The organism is uncultured Polaribacter sp. (genome assembly GCF_947500975.1).
Classification (GTDB): Bacteria; Bacteroidota; Bacteroidia; order Flavobacteriales; family Flavobacteriaceae; genus Polaribacter.
Genome location: NZ_CANMUE010000074.1, coordinates 1 through 279, shown reverse-complemented (window position 1 = coordinate 279; position 279 = coordinate 1). Strand labels below are relative to the sequence as shown.

Here is a 279-nt window from a genome sequence, read left to right as displayed (position 1 = left end):
ATCTCCGTCTGTAACAAAAACAATAGCTGTTTCTCCTACACTTAAAGCTTCTGAAATTTCTATTGTTCCGGTAAACGGGCAAGTTGCAATATTTGCATCTAATGCATTTGTTGTATAGGTAGATGTGTACTCAGTAGCACCGTCTAAGGTACCCGATCCACCATTTGTATCTACAGAATCTATCAATCCATCGCCATTTGTGTCTTCTGCTGCAGTAAATGTAAATTGGGCATTATCCGTAGCTGTTGTAGTATTGGTGGTTCCGTCTCCATTTACAAC

The 279-nt window shown here is 39.8% G+C and carries 1 protein-coding gene; it reads right to left on the bottom strand.

Annotated features, from left to right (window positions below; genetic code table 11):
- The coding region (locus Q0733_RS13065) for a hypothetical protein (protein WP_298782785.1) at positions 1-279 on the bottom strand (279 nt) is incomplete at both ends.